The 17,245-nt window shown below is 68.0% G+C and carries 11 protein-coding genes; 8 read left to right on the plus strand and 3 right to left on the minus strand.

The annotated features are described in order from the left end of the window. Window positions 1-254 precede the first annotated feature (254 nt). The gene (locus ACQ4W6_RS25115) at window positions 255-746 is read left to right on the plus strand and encodes a helix-turn-helix domain-containing protein (protein WP_436569886.1); all 492 of its coding nucleotides are present in this window, start codon (window positions 255-257) and stop codon (window positions 744-746) included. 285 nt (window positions 747-1,031) lie between these two features. Here the strand turns inward: ACQ4W6_RS25115 and ACQ4W6_RS25120 are convergent, their stop codons facing one another. Next, a complete protein-coding gene (locus tag ACQ4W6_RS25120) occupies window positions 1,032-1,424 on the minus strand; it encodes a hypothetical protein (protein WP_436569887.1) in 393 nt (130 codons plus the stop codon). Window positions 1,425-1,789: 365 nt separating this feature from the next. Further along, a complete protein-coding gene (locus ACQ4W6_RS25125) occupies window positions 1,790-3,295 on the minus strand; it encodes a sigma-54-dependent transcriptional regulator (protein WP_436569888.1) in 1,506 nt (501 codons plus the stop codon). A 260-nt stretch (window positions 3,296-3,555) separates the two neighbouring features. On the opposite strand from ACQ4W6_RS25125, the gene ACQ4W6_RS25130 reads away from it, so the two are divergent. Genes ACQ4W6_RS25130 through ACQ4W6_RS25160 form a run of 7 tightly spaced genes read left to right on the plus strand, consistent with a single transcriptional unit; the run spans window position 3,556 to window position 16,619 of the window. Then, window positions 3,556-3,726, plus strand: a complete 171-nt coding sequence (locus ACQ4W6_RS25130; RefSeq protein ID WP_436569889.1) for a hypothetical protein — start codon at window positions 3,556-3,558, stop codon at window positions 3,724-3,726. 44 nt (window positions 3,727-3,770) lie between these two features. Further along, window positions 3,771-4,526: a hypothetical protein gene (locus ACQ4W6_RS25135; RefSeq protein ID WP_436569890.1), complete on the plus strand. Its 756-nt coding sequence runs from the start codon at window positions 3,771-3,773 to the stop codon at window positions 4,524-4,526. 53 nt (window positions 4,527-4,579) lie between these two features. Further along, on the plus strand, window positions 4,580-6,634 hold the full coding sequence (locus tag ACQ4W6_RS25140) for a hypothetical protein (protein WP_436569891.1): 2,055 nt from the start codon (window positions 4,580-4,582) through the stop codon (window positions 6,632-6,634). Beyond that, on the plus strand, window positions 6,631-7,485 hold the full coding sequence (locus ACQ4W6_RS25145; RefSeq protein WP_436569892.1) for a phytanoyl-CoA dioxygenase family protein: 855 nt from the start codon (window positions 6,631-6,633) through the stop codon (window positions 7,483-7,485). The genes ACQ4W6_RS25140 and ACQ4W6_RS25145 overlap by 4 nt, the downstream gene beginning before the upstream one ends. 3 nt (window positions 7,486-7,488) lie before the next feature. After that, window positions 7,489-15,651, plus strand: coding sequence for an RHS repeat-associated core domain-containing protein (locus ACQ4W6_RS25150; RefSeq protein ID WP_436569893.1), 8,163 nt, complete (start codon window positions 7,489-7,491; stop codon window positions 15,649-15,651). A gap of 13 nt (window positions 15,652-15,664) precedes the next feature. After that, entirely contained in the window at window positions 15,665-16,237 is a 573-nt protein-coding gene (locus ACQ4W6_RS25155; protein WP_436569894.1) for a TIGR02466 family protein, read from the plus strand. 37 nt (window positions 16,238-16,274) lie between these two features. Further along, entirely contained in the window at window positions 16,275-16,619 is a 345-nt protein-coding gene (locus ACQ4W6_RS25160) for a hypothetical protein (protein WP_436569895.1), read from the plus strand. Window positions 16,620-17,070: 451 nt separating this feature from the next. Here the strand turns inward: ACQ4W6_RS25160 and ACQ4W6_RS25165 are convergent. Next, on the minus strand, window positions 17,071-17,245 hold a 175-nt coding region (locus ACQ4W6_RS25165; protein WP_436569314.1), incomplete at its 5' end, for an IS3 family transposase.

A 17,245-nucleotide genomic window follows, 5' to 3' on the forward strand; every position in this document is an offset into this window, starting at 1 on the left:
CGCCAGCGGCGCCACTCGCGCCTTGGCAATGTTCCACCCGCGTTGTTTGCTGAAAAATTCAGCAAACAATCACGGGCGGCTTGAAACAAGAGTGTCCGCTATTGACAGTACACCTCACAATCACCTATCCCACTCGCCAGTTTAAGCTCAATGCTGTAAATATCTAGAGCACTAACATCGGACTTAGCCAGTACGCACTCTGCTTGCCAGCAAAATGGATGTAAAATATTTTCTACACACATAAACGGCAATTCATGAACCTCTACGAAGTCGGCCAAGCAGTCCGCGCCCGTCGCTTGGCCCTTGGGTTGACACAGCTACGCTTGGCGCGGTTGGCTGGTCTGTCGCGCCAGACGGTGCAGCAACTGGAGGCTGGAACCATTGCCGACTTAAGTTTTGGACGCGTGGTGAAACTGCTGGGGGTACTTGGACTCAGTTTTGCCCCGCCGACGATCAAGGCCAGGGAGAAAAAACGCGGTTTGTGGATGGCTGCAAAAAACGCGAGTGTTAGCTACAAGGGCGAACTGACCAGCGAGCAGCTGCGGCACGCCTTGGCTACCGGACATTTGCCGACCAACCATCACTCGCAGTTACTGCACTTCCTGGATGAAACTCCCCTGCAGGTGGTGGTGATGGCGGTCGAGGAAACGGCGCATCTGGAAGGTGTCCCGCCGGCGCAGATTTGGGCGTGCGTTGCCCAATTGACCCGGCAAATAGGTAGTATGCGCAGCAATCTCTGGCTATAAACGTTATGTCAGCCAACCCGCCTCAGGTTTCAATCGCCGGCTCGAGAGCACCAACCCCATCCCACACCGCTTAAGGCAGAACGTTTACTAATTTGTCCTCAACTACGAACGCTAGCGTCCATTTGGCTAAATCTGCTCCCAGATTGTGACTAAGTTCGCCGATTCCATGTATCGGGTCCTGCCCTTGCGCCAGGCACTCACTTCAATGATTGCCCATGGAGGCGTAGACGCTGATAAGTGGCCATCTTGTATCAAGTGACGAATACCTCAAGTATTTTTGCTTGCTCATTTGCTGCGAACTTCCTTCCGTGCATTTTGCGCGGCTAGTTGGCTTACCATGCCTTGCCAAGTGGCCATATGGGAAAGCAATCTCGGAATCATTTCAAGGAATTTGCTTGTCCCAGCGTAAAAGTCGACTGCGACTCTTATAACCTCCAACTCATCGATATTGGTGATATCACGATATTGTCGCAAGGCATCGGCATCGCGATGCGCAATGGTCGAGTTTCTAAGATAGGCAAACTGTTGCTGCGCCTTTGCTTGGGCTTTCCGAATGGTGCGCATTGCTTCTGTTACGTCGTGTCGAAGGTCTTCTGGAATTTCGCAATCATTAAGTGACTTTCGCAATTTATTCCCTGCAACCTTATCAATGTCCAACTCGTGAATGGTCAGAAGCATGACTCTCGCCGCGAGACCCCGTGCCCAAGCATCAGGATGAGTCAAAGCATCTATCTTCACCGCTTGTATATCCCTTTCGGCAATTAAAAAGAAGAGTCCAAGATTTAGAACTACGGTGTTTGCTTCGAATCCAAGTCGTCGTGCCCTGGCGGTCTCAAGCGCAAGTGTCTCTAGCGCAAATACCAGTGCCAGCCGTCTCCTTTTTTCCGACAATTGAAGTCTAGGGCGACTGAGGCATCTCGCAAGTGCTCGCGTCTTGGGTTTCATCCAGCGGTAGTGCGGGTCTTCATGTTCGACCCGGAAAGCCAGGTCGGGGCCGGCGGCGGCGCCGACTGGGTCGGTTCATCCGGAGCCGAGCTGCCCCGCTAATCCAGCAGCCCGCTGGCGCGCAGGTGGCGCCGCAGGGCCTCGCCCGGGGTGCGCAGGGCGGCCGCGCACTTGCCCAGTTCGCCGCCGTGCTGGGCCAGCACGCGGCGCAGTTCCTCGTCCCTGATCGCCTCGGGGCGGCGGATCCAGGGATGGGCCTCGAGCAGCTTGTAGAGCGAGGGGCGCGAAATGCCCAACTCCACGGCGGCGCCGCGGATGCGCCAGCCGTTGTTGTCCATCGCCGCCAGCACGGCCGCGTCGCCCACCTCGGAGACCACGGTCCGCCGCGGCTTGGCCGCCGCCACGCCCGCCGGAGCCGGCAGGGCAGGCGCGCCCCGTTCCACGCGCAGGAACTGCACCAGCAGCGGCGTCTCGCCGGCGCGCACGGCCAGCGCGGCGCGCCGCACCACGTGGGCCAGCTGGCGCACATTGCCGGGCCAGTCGTCGTTGCACAGCGCGCTGACGAAGGCGACCGGCAACAGTACCTCCGCTTCCCCCTCCAGCGCGCACCCGGCCAGGAAATGGCGCACCAGCACACCGATGTCCTCGCGCCGTTCGCGCAGCGCCGGCAGGCGTATCACGAAGCCCTCCATGCGGCGCAACAGGGCCGCGCTGAACACCCGCGTGCCCAGGTCCTGGTCGGTCGCGCTGATCAGGCGGGCCCGCGAACGCAAGTCTTGGCGCCCCCCCAGCGGACGGTAGTCGCCGCTCTCCAGCACCCGCAACAACATCGGCTGGACCGCGGCCGGCGTATCGCCTATCTCGTCGAGGAATAAGGTGCCGTCGGCGGCGTCGGCGAACAGGCCCGAACGCGCGCTCTCGGCGCCCGTATAGGCGCCCTTGACGGCGCCGAACAAGTCGGCCGCGGCCAGCGCTTCGCCCAGCGTGGCCATGTTGACGGCCACAAAGGGACGGCCGGCGCGCGCACCGGCCGCATGGATCGCGCGCGCCGCCACGTCCTTGCCGGTGCCGGTCTCGCCCAGCAGCAGCACCGGCATGTCGCGCAGCGCCGCCTGGCGCACCTGGTCGCGCGCCGCGATGGCCGCGTCGCCCACGCCGAGCATGCCGGGCAGCTCGTTGGCCTTGGGCAGGCGCCGCATCCAGTGCACGCACACGAGCACGCTGCCGCCCAGTCCGAGCACGATGCCGCGCGCCACCTGCTCGGCCGTGAAGGCGAGCATGCCGTGCGCCGCCGCGCCGTTCACTTCGACCGCCATGCGGCTGCCGGGCGTGGCGATGGTGACGCCATCGGCGTCGTCGCGCGCGATGCGCAGCGGGTCGCGCGCGATGCAGCGGTGTTCGAGCGCGCGCCCGTCGGCGCCGGGCCGGCGGAACAGCGGCAGGAAGCGATTCAGCTCGATCAAGCCCACGCCGGGCGGCCCGATGTGCTGCTGGCCGATGCGCGTCGCATCGGGGTGCCACAGGATGGTCAGGCCGAGCAGGCTCGCCGCAATCGAGGTGGCGGGTGCCAGCGGGCTGGTCAGGGTGTCGTCGGCGTCGTTCACGGCAGGGGTATTCGCGGCGGGTGGGCGGGGAACCAATTATAGAGCGAAAGAGCGCGCAAGCGCACATGTCAACAGCGGCCGCGCGACATGTCAATTGACACGGCGCGCGCGCCGGCCGGACCGGGTTCAAGCCGACCCACAGCCGATCCACAGCCGGTCCGGCGCCTTTTGCCACTGGCACGGAACTTGATAAGGAAGGGGTACGGCGGCAGTTGCCGCCGTACCTTTCATTCCACTTTCCACCAGAGGATGCACCGACCATGTCCAACACCACCACCCCACCGAATGTCGACGTCACCGCCGCCAATCCGCTGACCATCACCGACATTTATCGCAGCTTCGGAACGGTCACGATCCACCCGGGCGGGCAGATCACGATCATGACCAGCGCGCCGGTGAGCATCGTGAGCCTCGTCAAGCTCTATTCCTGAAATCGCGCCCCGCGCACTCCCCTTCCCATTTTTGAAAGCACGCGATGACCACTAATTTGAACCACAAAACCGACTACACCAACATCATCAGCACCGCCATGGCGGCCGGCCAGGCCAACGCCGACATCCTGTGCGTCGGCTCCGACGGCACGGGCGGCCCCTCCGGTGCCAACGGCGGCTCCGGCAATGCCGGCGTGGCCGGCCAGGGCGCCAGCTGCAACTGGGCCTCGGGCTGCAACGACGGCTCGGCCGGCTCGAACGGCGCCGACGGCGGCAAAGGCGGCGACACGGCCGGGCCGGGCGCCGACGGCGGCACCGCGCCGACCGTGACCTTGACGGTGGGCACCCTGACCGGCGCCGTCTTCGTGGTCGCGCGCGGCGGCAATGGCGGCAACGGCGGCAGCGGCGGGAATGCCGGCAGCGGCGGCGGCGGCGGCAACGGCGGCGACGGCAGCTCGAGCGGCGCCTACAGCCGCAACGGCTATTCGGGCGGCAACGGCGGCGCGGGCGGCAACGGCGGCATCGGCGGCGCCGGCGGCAACGGCGGCAACGGCAGCCTGGTCACGATCGCCTACCAGACGCTGTCGCAGGCGTCGATGTTCATTCCGGTCGCGCTGCCGGGCCAGCCGGGCACCGGCGGGCTGGGCGGACAGGGCGGTGTGGGCGGACAGGGCGGACAGGGCGGCTCCCACGGCGGCGGCAACGGCACCCCGGGCGGCCCGGGCGCACCCGGTTCGGCCGGCAGCGCGGGCGCATCGGCCGGCATGCCCAGCACCTTCAACATCTACCAGACGGCGTAAGCCACATGGGCCGCCACAGCGCGGCCCATCCTTGCAACCAGCGAAAGAACGCAATGACCACTGAACTGAACCATCAGGCCACGCGGGCCATGGCCCCGCCGCCGCGCAGCGCGCGCCTGGAGCGCAAGGTGCACCGGCTGGTCGCGGTAGCGCAGTCGCTCACGCAAGGACGCGCCGTGGCCAGCCTGTGCCGCGATGTGCTGGCCGCCGGCAGCGCCGGCCCGCACGTCCTGCCGCACGCCTCACGCCTGAACAACGACGGCAACCCGCTCCAGCTGTGCCTGTCGAGCGGCGCGCGCGGCACCGTCCTCAAGATCATCGGCGACCCGGGCGCCCAGCTGGCCGGCCTTGAGCCGCGCTACCGCCGCACCCGCGCGGCCGTGCGCACCTGCCTCAAGGCGGCCGGCGCCGGCGCCCTGCTGGCGCTGGCCGAGCGCACGCTCGACTGCCTGCTGCCCGACTGCGCGCAGGCGCGCGCCGCCTACCGCCACGGCTTTGCCTGGATCGGGGTCAGCCCGGACCAGCCGGGCGCCGCCTTCTACGCCGAAATGGCGCCGCTGGGCCGGCATGGCGGCTGGGACCGCGCCAGTGCTTGGCTGGCCGGCATGCTGCCCGACGACCGCGCCGCGCAGGCGGCCATCGCGGCCCTGCGCGCGCATTGCGTGGTGGCCAGCGCCGGCCTCGAAGGCAGCACGCCGCAAGACGCGCGCGCCAAAATCTATTTCCGCCTGAGCACGCCGATGGCGCTGGCCGCGCTCGGGATCGACCTGCTGGCCACGCCCGAGGTGCGCGATTTCCTCACCATCGCGATGGAGCAGTTCGCGATCGACCGCGACGGCCTGGTGCTGAGCATCGGCTTCAGCCTGGCCAGCGGCGCCGTGGCCGACGTCAAGGTCGACCTGTGCGGCCACTGCCTGCGCCACGACGGGGCCGGCTGGAACGCGCTGCTGGCGCGCCTGGCCGCGCGCTTCGCACTCGCCAGCGCGCCCATCGCCGCGCTGCTCGCGGACGGCGAATGCGCGGTCGCCTTCATCGGCTTCGGGCTCGACGCCAAGCTGAGCCCGCGCCTGAACGTGTATCTGAATGCCGCCACCCCGCACGCGCCGCCGGCGCGCGCCGCACTGGCCGCGGCCGGCGACGACGGCGTCGCCTACCTGTGCCAGCTGCAGCAGCAGGACGGCCACTGGAGCGACTACCGGCTGCCGGTCGGCGCCAGCGACCAGTGGGTCAGCGCCTACGTGGGACTGGCGCTGGCGCGCTACGGCGCGGCCCGCGGCCACGCGCCGGCGCTGGCGGCGGCGCGCCGCGCGGCCGCGTGGCTGCTGGCCGCCCGCGCCGACGCGCCCGGCTGGGGCTACAACGCCGGCACCGGCGCCGACGCCGATTCAACCGCGCTGGCGCTGGCGCTGCTGCGTGCGCTCGGCCTGCCGAACGCGGCGGCCGACCAGCACTGGCTGCGCGGTCACTGGCGCGGCGCCGAGGCCAGCGGCGGCGTCGGCGCCGCCACCTACGAGGGCCCACACGCCTGGGGCCAGGCGCACTGGTGCGTCACGCCGCTGGCCTACCTGGGCATGGCGCCGGACCAGCAGCGCGCCCTGCGCGCCAGCTTCCTCGACGGCGTGCGCAGCAACCGCATGGCCGACGGCCAGTGGCGCAGCTACTGGTGGCGCAATCCCTATTACAGCACCTTCGGCACGCTGGAGGCGCTGGCCGCGCTGGACCAGCTGGACATCGACGCGGCGCTGCCGATGGCGGCCGCGCCGGCCGCGCCCATCGTCGTCGACAACGCCTTCGACCTGGCCTGCCTGCTGGGCGGCGAGCTGCTGCGCGCGCGCGCGCCGGACCAGTTCGGCGCGCGATACGGCGCGCAACTGCGCACGCTGCTCGCCTGGCAGCACAGCGGCGGCGGCTGGCCCGGCCACGCCAACCTGCGCGTGACCGACCAGCACTGCCCGGCGCCGTGGGACGAACCGGCGGGCGACTACTACACCGACCACGCCGGCACCATCAGCACGGCCACTGTGCTGCGCATGCTGACGCTGGCGGCGCGTCCGCCGGCGCGATCGAACGGTCCATCCAACCATCACCTGATCGGAGCGGCATCATGACGCAGCGCATCTTCCTCGACCCCGCGCACGAGGCGGCCTTTCGCACCGAAGGCTATGTCGTGCTCGACTTGCTGGGCCAGGCCGACGTGGCCGAGCTGCTCGCCTTCTACGACACGGTCGAGCCCATGCACCGCAGCCCGATCGGCATCAGCGTGCTGAGCAACAACCTGGCGCAGCGCGCCGCCATCCACGCCGCCGTCGGCGCCGTGTTCGAGCGCGCGCTGCTGCCCGTGCTCGAGGATTACCGCATCGCGCTGGGCAACTACGTCGTCAAGCCGGGCAATTGCCTGGCCGGCAAATTCCAGCTGCACCAGGACCCGTCCTTCATCGACGAGGGCGAGCTGGCCGGGGTCACACTGTGGTGTCCGCTGTGCGACGTCGGCGCCGACAACGGCTACCTCGGCATCGTGCCGCGCAGCCATCTGCTCAACCAGAATTACCGCCCGCCCGGCCCGCTGCCCTACCCGCAGCTGGTGCCGCTGCTCGAGGCCGGCTTCATGCAATACCTGCCCATGCGCGCTGGCCAGGTGCTATTCATGGACCACCGCATGTTCCACGGTTCGCCCGCCAACCGCAGCGCGCACAGCCGCGTCGTGGCGGCCGGCGTGGCGGTGCCGCGCGCGCAGCGCCTGCTGTATTGCCACGTCGACCATCAAAGCGGCAACGGCATGCTCGAAATCCATGAAGTGGCGCCCGATTTTTACCTGCGCAACTCCTTCAGCGAACGGCCCGCCGAAGGCGTGCACGCGGAAAGCATCCCCTACCAGGTCAGCGCGCTGTCGGCGGCCACGCTGGCCGCGCACGCCCAGGCCGATTTTTCCTTCGCATCAACCACCGCACGGAGCAACTAGCACATGTCCAACCAATCGATCGCCAACAACCCTTCCGCGGCCAGCCTGTCGCAGGTGCCGCCGATGCGCTCGTTCGAATTCGACGCCAACGTCGTCGGCAAGCTGAAGAGCAGCGTCAACCAGTTCCGCGGCAGCGTCGCGCTGCCGGTCGACTTCTTCACCCTGCCCGGGCGCGATGGCCTGGACGTGAAGGTGGCGGGCGTCTATTCGAGCGCGGTCAAGCAGGCCGTGGCGGACTGGAACGTCGAGTCGCCCACCGGCATCCTCGGCCTGGGCTGGCAAATGCCGTTCGAGATGATCACGGTGAGCAAGGGCGGCGCCGCCGGGCCCAACGGCGACACCTACTTCCTCGTCAGCGCCGGCAGCGCCAGCGAACTGATCAAAACGGCGGAGGACGCCGAAGGCCGTTCGATTTTCCAGCTGCACAACTACCAGTTCTGGGACATCCGCTACGACCCGCGCCTGCAAAGCTGGACCATCGTGCATGAAAACGGCTTCGTCTACACCTATGGCGGCCTGGCCGGGCCGGCGAACGCGGTCCAGTGGGGCATCAGCTGGGGCAACTGGATCGGCAGCAGCGCCACGCTGGCCGGGCAGCAGCGCTTTCCCATGGCCTGGAACCTGGCCTCGGTCGCCTCGCCCGCCGGCGGCCAGGTCGATTACGCCTACGCCACGGTCGATGCGCACGTGGGCGCCGGACCGCTGAGCTACACGCGCGCCTGCTACCTGGCGCGCGTGACCGACAGCTACCGGCGCACGGTCACCTTCAATTACGCCGAAAAATACGGCGCGGACAACCCCAGCCCGGACGGCAGACGCATCGTCGAATACCGCGCGCGCCACCCGGGCCAGCGTCCCGACAGCGCCTACCAGGACAAATACGAGACGCGCTACCTGGCCTCGATCGACGTGGCCGGCGCCGACGGCGCCACGCTCTCGAGCCTCAATTTCAGCTACCGCTTCATCAACGCGGGCGCCAGCGGCGCGCCCACCTACGCGTTGCTGTGGAAACGCGTGCTGGAAGCGGTCTGGCAGAGCACCCCGGACGGCGCCGCCCTACCCAGCCTGAAATTCGACTACTACGACGGCCAGGGCGACATCAACCGGGGCGCGCTCAAGAGCGTGACCGACCCGGCCGGCGGCGTCACACGCTACACCTACAAGGCCAACCCGATCAACGCGCCCAAGGGGCTCACCTTGCCCAATCCGCTGCCCGGCAGCGTGCCCGGGGTCTGGCACGGCGACGACTACATGGCCTTTTCGTACTGCCTGCCGGGCGGCGCGGTGCGCCTGCTGGCCTGCTCCTGGAACGGGCAATGGATCACCGAAGACATCAGCGCCCCGGCCATGCGCGGCGCGAGCGCGGAGCCGGACAGCGTGCGCGTGTTCTGCGCGCCGGGCTACCTGGCGCTGTCGCTGCGCAACAGCGCGGCGCGGCGCGATGAACTCTATATTTTCCGCAAAGACCCGACCCGCTTCGGCGGCTGGACCCTGTACACGGGCGGGCCGCTGCTGATGAACCTGAAGGCCGGTCCGGCCGCGCCCGCCGCCTCGAGCGTCGTGGCCGGCGTCGATTTCATCTTCGCCTACAATCCCGGCTATGTGGCGGGGCCGTTCCAGGCTTATTCGTACAACTGGAAGAGCGGCATCTGGGATACGCCGACGGTCATGCCGTCGGCCGCGACGGCGGCGGCGGCCGACGCCGTGGTGGTGGCCGCGCGCGAGCATTTCTATCTGGTCGCCTTCTACACGGCGGCCAGCCGGCAGGCCCAGTTCGCGCTGTTCTACCGCGACCTGGGCGGCGTCTGGCACGCGGCCCCGCAGTGGCGCACCGACCAGTTGGAGATCGTCTCGTCGGGCGGCAAGCTGCAGCTGGCGCTCGAACTGCAGAGCGGCGGCGCGGTCGCGACCTATGTGACGGCCGCCGGCGACAAGGCAATCGACTACAGCGTCAGCATCTACCAATGGAACGAGAACTTCGTCGTGCTCAACGGCGCGCAGCCCGAAACGGTGGCGCTGACCAATCCGGTCAGCGGCTCGAGCGCGCAATACGGCTCGATCCAGACGCTCACCAGCGACGCCAGCGTGAGCAACAACCTGGCCAACCTGCGCAACGTGGGCGGGGTCGCCGGTCCCGGCAACGCCAACTGGCTGCTCAAGCAGTTCGACGCGCCGGCGACCGGTGCGACGACCGCCTTCGCCGCCGGCGCCGACGTGGCCGTGATGTGCGTCAACCAGGGCGGCCGCCAGCGCAACACCCTGCTCACCTTCGACCCGAACGCGCCCAACCAGAGCGGCTGGCAAGTGTCGGGGGCGATCGACCAGAACGGGCGCGCGGCCACCGTCAGCGGCGACTACATGACCGTCGGCAGCACCATCTACAGCCGCATCCTGACCGGCAGCTGGAGCGCGCTGGCCGCGCCCCTGTCGGGCCTGGTCGCGCAGGAGACGGTGCAAAACCGGGGCGGCAACTACATCGCCTACCAGGACCGGGGCGACAGCGGGGCCCGCAGTTTCGTCGTCATGCTCGCCAACGGAGTGGCCGAGGCGGCCGTGCCGCTGCCCGGCGGCGCCCAGAAAATCTGCGTGCCCGCCGCCGAGGCGCGGCCCGGCACCACGCTGGCCGGGCCGCGCTTCCTGGTCGGCTACCCGGCCGCGGTCAAGTTCGCGCAGGCTCCCACGCTGACCCTGTATTGCCTCGACGGCGGACTCCAGTCGCAGTACGAGATCGACTATCCGGTCGCCTATGTCGAAATCGACAATCCGTGCGCGCCCGGACTGGATTACGTGCAGTCCTTCTTCTATGCGAATTCGGCGCAGTCGCAAGTCGCCTACAACGCCGCCACCGGCGTGGCCCAGTATCCGCGCGTGGTGGTGGTGGAGGGCGTGAAATCGAACGCCCCCGTGCCGCCGCCCGGGCAGCCGCTGGGCCGCAGCCAGTATTTCTATTCGAACGGCCTGTCCGCCCAGGCCGCGCTGCCCTACCAGCACGGCTGGGTCTACAACTACCAGAGCGTGTTGAACGGCATGCTGCTGGCCAGCCAGGACTACGACGCGGCCGGCCTGCTGGTCGCCTCGGAACTCAATTACTGGTCGGTCGGCCAGATCGACGTCGGCACCGGCACCCGGCTCCACGGCGCCTATGTGCGCCTGCTGCGCACCACCAGCATGCGCGACGGCGTGATCCAGGACAGCGAGACCGTGTACGACGCCAGGACCGGGCTCCAGCTGATCCAGCAGCAAAGCTATACCGATGCGAACGGACAGGCCAAGGTGCTGCGCAGCGAGACCACTTACGCGTGGCAGGTGCCGGCCTACCAGGGCGCGTTCCTGCGGCGCCACCTGCTGACGGCGCAGGTAAAGTCGACCAAGAGCGTGGGCGTGCCGGGCGGCGGCGTATGGAACACCATCCAGAGCGAAGCGACCACCTGGCGCGACTGGGCCGCCGCGAACGGTCCATCCCTGCTGGCGCCGCTGGCGGTGTACCAGTGGTGCGGCCCGGGCGCGCCCGCGTTCGACTTCGGCGGCAGCGACACCCAGCCCGGCTGGACGCTGCGCCTGCGCGTCGGGCAGCGCTCCGGCGCCGGCCTGATCGTCGAGCAGGCCAACACCAATGGCGTTCCCTCGTCCTATCTCTACGACCGGGACGGCAACCACCTGGTGGCCAAGTTCCCCAACGGCAGCCTGGGCGGCGGCGAAGTGGCCTATTGCGGCTTTGAGGACTATGAAGCGGCGCACGGCTGGCAGCTGGGGACCGGCGCGCGTGTGGTGCCCGACGCCGACCATCCGCAGATCGACGCCCATACCGGCACGCGCAGCGTGCGCCTGGCGCCGGGTGCGTCCATGCGGCGCAGCTTCACCCCGCGCCGCCAGGACCAGGCCTATGTGTTCTCGGCCTGGGTCAAGAAACCGGACGGCTTCGACGCCGCCGGCGGCGACGCGCGCTGGACCATCGCGGTCGGCGCCGCGCCCGCCGTCACGCTCGCCTTCCCCGCGCAGAGCGGCCAGTGGCTGTACCTGATGCAGGCCATTGCCCTGCCCGGCGGCGCGCCCGTGGCCATCGTCATCAGCTGCGAAAACGCCAACGCGGCGTGCGCGGTGCTGGTCGACGACTTGCGTTTCTCCCCGCTGAGCTGCCTGTTCGACGCGACCGGCTACGCCCCCGCGGCGTGGCTGCCCAACGCCACCATGGGCGCCAACGGCGAAACCAGCCGCACCGTGTACGACGCCTTCGATCGCCCCGTGCTGGCCACCAACCAGGCCGATCGCATGGACCGCTTCGGCGCGGCCGCGTTCTCGCGCTCGGTCAACGGCGGCGTCTTCGACCCGGCCGCGCCCAACGCCAGCCTGGCGCTGCGCTTCGCCCAGGGCGGCGCGCTGACCACCTTCACCCGGGGCGACGAGTGGCGCGGCCTGTGGGCCGATCCGGCCGACGCCTGGCGGCAGGCCGGCGCCACCCTGACCCAGCGCGCCGGCGCCGGCGCACGACTGGCCCTGTCGGATCCGCTGTACTGCCGCGACTACGCGATCGCCGTCAACTTCAGCGCGCTCGAAGCGGTCACCGCCCCGTTCGGCCTGCAACTGCCGCAGGCGCTGTCGGTGCAGTGGGACCCGCAGGCGCTTGCCTGGCAGTTGCTCGACGGCGCAGGTGGCCTGCTTCAGAGCGCCGCCGGCACGCCCCTGCTGACGCTGCCCCTGGAGGCCGGCTCCACGCTCGACGCCGGCACCATCGCGCGCCCGGTGAGCGCCGCGTTCGCGGCGGCCGGCTATCCGCTCGCGCCCGGCTCGACCGTGATCGCGGGAGCGGCCGGACGCTGGACCCTGGCCGCACCGGGCCAGCGCTATTTCTACTACCTGGCCACGACCGCCGCCGGCATCGCGGTGCACCGGCCAGGCAGCAACTGGATCGCGCTGGCCGGCGAACGCAGCTTCCTGTTCTGGGTCGATGGGGCGCAGCTGTTCAGCCACCAGTCGGCCCATGCCTTCACCGCCCCGCCCGCGCTGTTCTTCGGCAGCCGCGTGGCCATCGCCAGCCTGGCGGCCGGACGCGCCGTGCAGGCCACGGCCACCTTCACCGACACGCGCGGGGTCGCCATCCAGGCCCAGGCGTTGGCCGACGACGGACGCGCCGTGGTCAGCCACACCATCCCCGACGCCGGCGGCCGGCCGGCCGTGAGCACCAAGTCGGCCTACGTGGCGGCGGCCGACAGCCCCCTGCTGTCCTATTGCGGCAACTTCGCCGCGCTGGACTGGCGCAGCGGCCAACTCGGCGGCCTGGTCGCGGCCAGCTATCCCGACGACGCCGGCTACGCCTATGCGCGCGTGCGCTACGAAGCGTCGCCGCTGGGGCGCGCGCTTGAACAGGGCATGCCGGGCGCCGCGTTCCGCATCGGCGCCCACGCCACCAGCATCGCCTACACGGGGGTGGCCTACCGGACCGGGCCGGGACTGCTGCACCAGACCAGCACGACGGACCAGAACGGCAACCTCGTCTACGAGATCAGCAACGAACTGGGGCAGGTGTTCGGCAAGGTCTCGCGGATGCAGGACGGCGCGACCTTGCGCAACGCGACGCTGTTCGACGACGCCGGCAATCCGGTCGAACTGCGCTCGCCCAATTACTATGCGCCGCCGGCCGGTTCGGTGGCGGCCGACTGGGTGACGCTCCAGAGCTTCGACAGCGCCGGGCGATGCCTGAGCGCGCGGACGGGCAACGCGCCGGCCAGCACCTGCATCTACGACGCCGCCGGCAACCTGCGCTTTGCGCAGGACGGCGCGGGCGCGGCCGCCGGCAACGTCAACTACATCCTCTACGACAGGTTCAACCGGCCGCGCGAAAAAGGCGTCGTCGCGGCGGTCTGGGACCGGACCCGGCTGCAGCACATCGCCGACACCGACCCGGCCTGGCCGGCGGCCGCGCCCGGCTGGCGCAAGCGCTATGCGTTCGACGGCGCGCAGGCCGACCTGCATTGCATAGGCCGGATGCGCGAGGTGCTGGTCAATAACGGCGGCGCCGCCGCCGCCGTGGTCACCGAAAGCTATGCCTACGACGTGTTCGGCAACACGCGCACGCGCACCGTCGCCGCCGCGCCGTTCGCCGCGCACACGGTCGACTACCGCTTCGACGACGCCGGCAACACCAGCACCATCGTCTACCCCGAGGCGCCCGACGGCACGCGCCTGCAGGTCGATTACCGGATCAACCGGCTCAACCAGATCGTCGCGATCGCCCGCGCGGGCCACGCCGGGACGCCGCTGGCCAGTTTCAGCTACCAGGCCAACGGCCGGCCGTTCGGCCAGGAACTCAACGTGGGCCAACACGGCGCGGTCCCGGTCCGCCTTGGCTTCGCCTTCAATTCGCCGTTGTGGCTCAGCGCCATCCGCGCCACCGACGCGGCCGGCGAGACGCTGTTCAACGAGTCGCTCTCCTACACCGGCGGCGGCTACGAAGACGCCGGCTACTACGACGGCACCATCGCCGCCACCAACTGTCAGTATGCCGCCGGCGCCTTGCCGGCCAACCGGTATGCCTACGCCTTCAACGCGCTCGGCCAGATCACGCATGCGCACAGCACGCCCGACGCCCGGTTCGACCTGGGCGCCATGGCCCCGGTCCGCTACGACCCGAACGGCAACTTCGCCAGCGCGCCGCTGGGCCAGACGGTGCGCAACTACGAGTACCAGGCCGGCAGCCAGCGGGTGGCGCGGGTGCTCGACGGGATCGACCAGGCCGTGCTGGCCAGCTACACCTACGACGCCGGCGGCAATGCGCTCACCAGCGAGACGGCGGCCTCGCCATTCGCCCGCGCGCATCGGCTCGGCTTCACCTACGATCCGGGTACCGCGATGACGACCAGCATCGCCGACGCCGAAACCGACCTGCGCCTGGAGTTCGCCTACGACAGCTACGACCGACGCCTGATCAAAACCGTGGTGCGCGGCGGCCGGGCTGGCGCGGACCAGCTCTACGTGCGCGGCATGAACACCCAGCCCCTGTTCGAACTGCGCCGCGAGGGCGCCATCACCAGCACCGCCCACTATGTCTACGGACCCGGCGGCCTGCTGGCCATGTTCCGCGACGGCGCCGGCTACGCCATCATCAAGGACCACCTCGGCTCGGTGCGCGCCGTGCTCGACGAGGCGGCGCGCGTGGTGGCCAGCTACGACTACCTCAGCTTCGGCGCGCTGGCCGGCGCGCTCGAGCCGGCCCCCGGCTTCATGCCCTATCTGTACACGGGCCAGGAATACGACCACGAAGTCGAACTGTATGACTACCGGGCCCGCTTCTACGCGCCCGAACTGGGCCGCTTCCTGGGCGTCGATCCGCGGCGCCAATACTTCAGTCCCTATTTGTACGCGGCCAACAACCCGGTGCTCTACATCGATCCGACGGGCGAATTTTCGATCGGCAGCCTGTTCAGCGCGATCGGCGGCATGCTGATCGGCGCGGTCGAAATCCTGATCGGCGCGGTCATCGACCTGATCGCCGGCGTGCTCGAAGTGGTCACCGGCGGCCTGGGCACGCCGGCCTCGATCGCGCTGGCTTCGCTGGCCGGCGCCTTCTACGGCGCGGGCACCGGCGCGATCGCCTATTCGGTGTTCAATTTCGACAATTTCGACTGGCGCGACTACGGCATACAAATGGGCATAGGCGCGCTGGCCGGCGCCATCACCTTCGGTTTCGGCGCGGCCGGCGAGGCGGCGGGCGAAGGCCTGACCCAGGTGGCGGCGCTGGGCAACGCTGCCAGCAATTCGGCCAAGTTCGCCAACTACGCGATCCAGACGGCAGCCACCACGGCCGGCGGGGTGGCCGCCAACAGCGTCTCGCAGGCGCTCAACAACGTCGCCTCGGGGGTGGCGCCGGGCGCCGACATCGGCAGCGCCATCCTGTGGGGCGCGATCGGCGACGTGGCCGGCAGCACGTACGCCGTCTCCAGCTACAAGGCCGGCTTCGGCAATTTGGGCAAGCGCGTCCTGCAAGGCGTGGCCAAGGCCGAGGTGCTGGGCATCGCCGTCACGCTGACCCGCAACGCGGCCAACGGCGACGCGCTCGACGATGGCCTGATCGAAGCGATGTTCGCCGGCGCCATGTCGGGCACGCTCGACGGCCTCAAGCTCAAGGATGCCGCCACCCAGAGCGCGAAACCGCGACGTGTGTCCATCTGAACGGAGCCGCACGATGCCTTTCGAATACCACTTCCCGAAGATGTTCTATTACCGGGACGGCTTGCTGGCCGTCCCGGAGCACGAAGCGGCGCGCGCGGCCGCGCTGGCGCTGCGCGACGAACTGCCGCGATCGTCGCGCGCCAACCTCTACACGACCTACGGCTCGGTGGCCAATGTACTGGAGCGGGCCGAACTGGCGCCGCTGCGCCTGGCCTTGCAGGACGAGATTTTGCTGTGCCTGGAAAAGCTGGAAACGCGCGCCGGCCAGCGCGCCGTCGTCAGCGACGCCTGGATCAGCATTTCCTCGCCCGGCAATTTCGAGCGCATGCATACCCACGGCGGCGCCTACCTGAGCGGCGTGTACTACATCCAGACCGGTCCCGACTGCGGCAAGATCGGTTTCGAGCAGCTCGACGACAATCTATGGGCCTCGCGCCGCACCGCCCCGGAGAACTGGAATTCGGTCAGCTTCGAAGCGGTCGAGGGGCGCCTGATCCTGTTCAACAGCCAGGTGCCACACCACGTGAGCCAGAACATGGGCGCGACCGAACGGATCGCGCTCAGTTTCAACGTGGCGCTGGTGTAGAGCCGCTACTGCCCCCGCCGAAACGCAAACCTACCAGGTGGCGCGGCAATATGTACGTGGGGCGTTAAAAGGTCCGGCGTTCGGACGCTTCTTCGCAGGCCAGTCCGCTGAAAGCTTTCCGGTGGGGGTGCTGCGTCCCCAGGACATGCAGGCCGTCGGCGCCAAGACCCAGACGGTATACCTGTCCCCAGCATCGCTTGCCGCTCACGTCGAAAAGCATCCAGAGGTCACGCTGGAGGACTACCAGAAGATCCCCGATATCCTCGATCAGGGTGAAGTTTACCAGCAAGGCGATGCGCGCCTAGTGTACTTGGCACGTGACGGCGTGCTGTACAGGGCTGCGTTAAAGCGGACCCAGGACGGTAGGAGAACTATTTTTTAACGCTTGGTGTTTCAACGTCCGCCATTGGCCGCTCTCGACCGGTCGCGTCAACATAGCATGTTGGCAGTAAGGAGATATCAGGGTCGGCGCCGACATGCCGTTGCTGCCCGGCCACCTGCCACAGAAGACTCAGGTGGTTATTCAAGTTTATATTAAAACGAGTTGACCTCTCATTCAGGTTTCTATTACGCAGTTCCAGTTTCTATTCCGACGTAACAGCAATCGCCTTCAATCAATAATGAAAAATATGATTTAAAATCAATGACTTAAAAATTATTAAAGTTGCATAACCCATGAACTGCAAAACTTCGGATGAAAAGTTGTGGGTGTTATGACGAAGTGCGGCACAATGGAGCGCCCAGCTAGGAGTGAGTGATCGAGGGCGATTGGCTGACATACATTCTCTTGACGAATTATTTGAGGTGTACTGTCAATAGCGGACACTCTTGTTTCAAGCCGCCCGTGATTGTTTGCTGAATTTTTCAGCAAACAACGCGGGTGGAACATTACCAAGGCGCGAGTGGCGCCGCTGGCGGTTATAAAAGCTTTCGATGTATTCCTGTATCGCCGCTCGGGCATCAGCCCGGGTAGCGTAACGGTGATGGTGCACCAGTTCGTTTTTCAGG

The organism is Janthinobacterium woesei (assembly GCF_051380875.1).
GTDB lineage: Bacteria > Pseudomonadota > Gammaproteobacteria > Burkholderiales > Burkholderiaceae_D > Janthinobacterium.

Excerpts from the sequence above, each read along its gene's own strand:
- ACQ4W6_RS25115 (WP_436569886.1), top strand. The coding sequence starts at position 255 with ATGAACCTCTACGAAGTCGGCCAAGCAGTCCGCGCCCGTCGCTTGGCC.
- ACQ4W6_RS25120 (WP_436569887.1), bottom strand. The coding sequence starts at position 1,424 with ATGCTTCTGACCATTCACGAGTTGGACATTGATAAGGTTGCAGGGAAT.
- ACQ4W6_RS25130 (WP_436569889.1), top strand. The coding sequence starts at position 3,556 with ATGTCCAACACCACCACCCCACCGAATGTCGACGTCACCGCCGCCAAT.
- ACQ4W6_RS25135 (WP_436569890.1), top strand. The coding sequence starts at position 3,771 with ATGACCACTAATTTGAACCACAAAACCGACTACACCAACATCATCAGC.
- ACQ4W6_RS25140 (WP_436569891.1), top strand. The coding sequence starts at position 4,580 with ATGACCACTGAACTGAACCATCAGGCCACGCGGGCCATGGCCCCGCCG.
- ACQ4W6_RS25145 (WP_436569892.1), top strand. The coding sequence starts at position 6,631 with ATGACGCAGCGCATCTTCCTCGACCCCGCGCACGAGGCGGCCTTTCGC.
- ACQ4W6_RS25150 (WP_436569893.1), top strand. The coding sequence starts at position 7,489 with ATGTCCAACCAATCGATCGCCAACAACCCTTCCGCGGCCAGCCTGTCG.
- ACQ4W6_RS25155 (WP_436569894.1), top strand. The coding sequence starts at position 15,665 with ATGCCTTTCGAATACCACTTCCCGAAGATGTTCTATTACCGGGACGGC.